The sequence below is a fragment of the Nocardia sp. NPDC004722 genome, from assembly GCF_053601505.1.
Window position 1 is genome coordinate 1 of the sequence record NZ_JBSGBY010000679.1, and the last position, 4,324, is coordinate 4,324.

General features: G+C 68.3%; 6 protein-coding genes. 3 read left to right on the forward strand and 3 right to left on the reverse strand.

Features of this window, described 5'->3' with window-relative positions; all coding sequences use genetic code 11:
- The coding region (locus ACWELQ_RS39585) for a sigma factor (RefSeq protein WP_452402139.1) at positions 1-132 on the reverse strand (132 nt) is incomplete at its 3' end.
- A 120-nt stretch (positions 133-252) separates the two neighbouring features.
- Here ACWELQ_RS39585 and ACWELQ_RS39590 point away from each other — a divergent pair.
- Positions 253-651 (forward strand): SgcJ/EcaC family oxidoreductase, encoded by a 399-nt coding sequence (locus tag ACWELQ_RS39590; protein ID WP_452402135.1) that lies wholly within the window; start codon positions 253-255, stop codon positions 649-651.
- A 110-nt stretch (positions 652-761) separates the two neighbouring features.
- Complete coding sequence (locus tag ACWELQ_RS39595) at positions 762-1,481, forward strand: SDR family NAD(P)-dependent oxidoreductase (protein WP_452402136.1); 720 nt, start codon at positions 762-764, stop codon at positions 1,479-1,481.
- 58 nt (positions 1,482-1,539) lie between these two features.
- Here the strand turns inward: ACWELQ_RS39595 and ACWELQ_RS39600 are convergent, their stop codons facing one another.
- Entirely contained in the window at positions 1,540-2,055 is a 516-nt protein-coding gene (locus ACWELQ_RS39600) for a L,D-transpeptidase (protein WP_452402137.1), read from the reverse strand.
- A gap of 264 nt (positions 2,056-2,319) precedes the next feature.
- Positions 2,320-3,483: an MlaD family protein gene (locus ACWELQ_RS39605; protein WP_452402140.1), complete on the reverse strand. Its 1,164-nt coding sequence runs from the start codon at positions 3,481-3,483 to the stop codon at positions 2,320-2,322.
- 198 nt (positions 3,484-3,681) lie between these two features.
- On the opposite strand from ACWELQ_RS39605, the gene ACWELQ_RS39610 reads away from it, so the two are divergent.
- On the forward strand, positions 3,682-4,324 hold a 643-nt coding region (locus ACWELQ_RS39610; protein ID WP_452402138.1), incomplete at its 3' end, for an FAD-binding oxidoreductase.

The following is a 4,324-nucleotide window of genomic DNA, read 5'->3' on the forward strand; positions in this document are numbered from 1 at the left end:
CAGCAGCGTCTCCTGCACCAGATCCTCCGCGTCCTGCACCGACCCGAGCATGCGATAGCAATGAGCGAGCAACTCGCGCCGGTGCCGGTCGGTGCGCGCCGCGAAGTCCGTGTCCACCAGTGATTCGGCCATGCCTCAGCTCCTCGAAAACGGCCCTGCCGAACTTTGTACACCGCGAGCGATGAATCGCGCAGGGCCCGCCGGTAGGTACTCGTGAGCCGCTCACCGCGGCCCCCGACCGAGGAGGAAACCATGTCCGACACCGCCGTACACACCGACCGCGACGCCGTGCTCGCCGTCCTGACCGGCGTTTACACCGCCTGGGCCGCCAACGACGCGGAAGCCTTCGTCGCCGACTACGACCTGCACTCCACCTCGGTGCTGCCCGGCGTCTACAGCGACGGCCGCGACGCCGTCCGCGCCCGCATGGCCGCCGGTTTCGCGGGCCCCCTGCGCGGTTCGACCGTCCTGACCAACCCCGAACTCGTCCGCTTCCCCCTCCCCGACGTGGCCGTCGTCATCAGCCGCGACGCCATCCTCATGTCCGGCGAATCCGAGCCCCCCGCCGACCGCTGGGTCCGCTGCACCTGGACCCTGATCCGCCGCGACGACACCTGGCTCCTGACCGCCTTCCAGTCCAGCCCCGCCTGACCGGTCATCGAGCGGCACACCCTGGAGGCGATTTGCCCGAATAGCCCGCCAGGGTGTGCCATTCGGCGCAGTGGCAGGGTGGGGGAATGGTGACGAGTCGAGGTGTGCTGGTGACGGGGGCTTCGCGGGGGATCGGGCGGGCCATTGCCGAGGCGTTCGCGCGGCAAGGGGATCGGGTGGTGGTGCACTACTCGTCGCGGCGGGACGATGCGGAGAAGACCCTGGCAGCGCTGGCGGGGGACGGGCACGCGCTCGTCGGCGGCGATGTGTCCGATGCCGCGGCGGCCGCCCGGATCGTCGAAGAGGCGATCGCCCGGCTGGGCACCCTGCACGTGCTGGTGAACAATGCCGCGATCAACCTGCCCCATCCGCTGCCGTCCACGGATTACGAGGAATGGCAACGGGTTTGGCGTCAGACCGTCGACGTGAATCTGCTGGGGACGGCGAACATGTCCTATTGCGCGGCCCGGCACATGATCGACAACGGCATCCCGGGACGCATCGTCAATATCGGTTCCCGGGGTGCTTTCCGCGGCGAGCCGGACCATCCCGCCTACGGCGCGACCAAGGCCGCGGTACAGGCACTCGGACAGTCCCTCGCAGTGTCGTTGGGCCCCTACGGAATCGGCGTCGCGTCGGTCGCCCCCGGTTTCGTGGCGACCGAACGGGTCGCGGATCGGGTCACCGACGCCGTCCGCGCGCAGAGCCCCTTCGGCCGGGTCGCCGAACCGGCCGAAATCGCCTCCGCCGTCATCTATCTCGCCTCCCCGGAGGCGACCTGGAGTTCAGGCGCGGTGCTGGACGTCAACGGCGCTTCATACCTGCGGTGAAGACGAACGAGCCCCCTCGGAAGGCGTTCCGAGGGGGCCCGTCCGATACCGCCGCTGGTTACGGCACGACCTCGACCATGTCGCCGGGGTTGAGGTAGTTGAAGAATTCGCGCGCGCCGTCCGGGGTCATGCGGATGCAGCCGTGGGACTTCTTGTCCACCGGGCCGATGTGGAAGGCGATGTCGCCGTTGAAGAAGACCGCGTACTCCATCGGGGCGTTGTGCATGGTGCTCCAGTGGAACGGCTTCTTGAACGACACGTGGAACACGCCGGGCGGGGTTTCGAAGCCGGGCATGCCGTGCGAGATGGGGGTGGGGCCGAAGACGACCTTGCCGTTGTCCATCAGCCACGCCTCATTGGTGGTGAGCTTGAGGCAGGCGCGGGCGCCCGCCGTCGCGCACGGCGCAGTGACATCGCTGGGGGCGATGCCGGGGACGATCGCCGGGACACCGGGAACGTCCGGGCCGCCGGGCCACAATGGTTCGGCTTGCGCGGGCACCGCCGCGACACTCGCGACCGCGATGCCGGCGAAAACCGCCGACCGCGCCGTCAAGCCGAGGGAACTTCTGCTCATCATCGAGTCTCGACCCTCTCCTAGCCTTGGCCCGCCGCCCTGGTCTGTGCCGCCTATCAGGGCGAAGGGACATCTCTGCGTTGGAACGAGCATGGTTGGAACGAGCAAAACCAAGAACGGGACCACTGGGTACCGGTGATCATTCTGACTGGTGCGAATCGAGATTCGCGGGATAAACACCGACAGGCGCGCCGACACGCCCGCCGGATCACCCGGGCACGCCGGTACTACCGCGTGGCCGGGCGTGGCGAGAGGTTCCCGCGCTCACCGAACCGGCGGTAGCGTGCGGTCGTTCGGGTCGACCCCGGTCGGCATCTGCGCGCCATTGTTCGGCACATTCGGGCGCGGCGCGTTGCCCGACCCGCGAATCTGCTGATCGGCCTGCGGCCCGGTGCAGTAGTTCCAGCGTCCGAAGGTGGGCTCCGACACCACGAATGGCGCGAGCTGCCGCGTCGGATACGAGCACCACGGCCGCGGCCAGGCATCGGCGATGGTGTAGAACTCGCCGTCGTGGGCGGGCACGCCCATGGCGCTGGTGCCGATCACCAGCGCGGGAAACAGCGCGCGCACAGCCGGAAGCCGCAGCATGGCGGCGCGCACGATGGCACTCATCGTGGTGACCAGGCTCTGGATCGGGTCCATGTTCCGGTCGAGAATGCCGTCGGCGACGGCGATCTGGCCGGGCGCGTTGTCCAGCAGCTGCCGCAGTTCGCCATTGGCGATGTCGGCCTGTTGCAGGAGGATGCTCGAATTGCGGGTCAGCGTGCCCAGATCCGGCTGCGCGTGCGAGGTGGTGCCCGCGATGACGCGCAGGTTCTCGATGAGGCTGACGGTCTGCGGCAGCCGGTTGTCGAGTCCGGTGGTGGCGATGCTCAACCCGTCGACGAGCCCCTTGAGCTGGTCGGGCCCGCCGCTGAGCGCGGTGTTCAGGTTGTCGAGGATGACCGCGTATTTGTCCGGATCGATCTGTGCGATCAGTTCATTGCTGTCCATCAGTGTCTGCGAGATCGGAGTCGGCGTGCTGATCTGCGCGGGATCGAACCGGATGACCTGCCCGTCGCGCAGGAAGGGCCCCTGGTCGGTGCGCGGGCGGAAATCCAGGTACTGCTCGCCCGCCCCCGACAGCGCCCCGACGTGGATCTCGGTGTCGGCCGGAATCTGGTAGCTCTTATCGATTTCCGCGGTCGCCGCCACACCCGCCCCGCCGTCGATGAGGTCGATGGCCTTGATCGAGCCCACCCGATACCCGCGCCAGGTGACATCGTTACCCGCTTGCAAACCGCCGGACCGATCCAGCTGCACGGTCACCGCGTATGTGCGGCCCGGTCCCTTGACCCGCGCCACATCGATTGCCAGATAAGCGGCTCCGATCAGTAGCAACACCACCAGAGCCAGATTTCCCACCAAGATCTTGCGCCCGCGCAGCACGTTCAAGAGCCCGCCTCCACCGCTGATCAGACAGCCAATAGGTTCGATGCACAGCAAACACCAGGCGAAACTGCGCGCTATCTAATCACATTGGTGTCACCCGCCCCGCGGCCCCGGGTCTCCGGGCGAGGCATGCCGCGCGCCCTTGCGATTGACCCGGAGGTAATTTACCGTCGAGTCAATTAATTCACGGATCTGATGGAGACAGCTGTGACACGGTCGTGGTGGGGATGGGGCAATGTCGAGGACGCGGTCACCGGTGCCGAGCGCACCGCTTTGACCCGGCGCATCGCCGAACTCATGCCCAAGGCCGATCTGACCGTGCACGAGCCGCCCGCGCTGGCAGCGCTGTCGGTGCCCGAGCCCCGCATCCAGGTCCCGGATTCGTTGGCGGCGTTGGCCTCCGATGACCTCGGCGACCGGGTCGCGCACGGGCACGGTCAGGCGTTCCGGGATGTGGTGCGCGCCTTGCTCGGCCGGGTCGAGCACGTGCCGGACCTGGTGCTGCGCCCCCGCTCGGAGCAGGACGTGGTGGACATCCTGGACTGGTGCGGCAGCGCCGGGATCGCGGTGATCCCGTTCGGTGGCGGCACATCCGTGGTCGGCGGTGTCGAGCCGCGCGGCGTAGCGGACCATCCGGGCGTGGTGTCGCTGGACCTGGGCGGTCTGAACCGGATCCTCGAGGTCGATCGGGTCAGCCGCGCGGCACGCATGCAGGCGGGACTGCTCGGGCCCGCCGTGGAACAGGGACTGCGCCCATACGGGTTGACGCTGCGGCATTTTCCGCAGTCGTTCGAGTTCTCCACGCTGGGCGGCTGGCTGGCGACCCGGGCGGGCGGGC

Bases quoted from the DNA above. Each gene is read 5' to 3' on its own strand.
- ACWELQ_RS39590 (WP_452402135.1), top strand. From the start codon at position 253: ATGTCCGACACCGCCGTACACACCGACCGCGACGCCGTGCTCGCCGTC.
- ACWELQ_RS39600 (WP_452402137.1), bottom strand. From the start codon at position 2,055: ATGAGCAGAAGTTCCCTCGGCTTGACGGCGCGGTCGGCGGTTTTCGCC.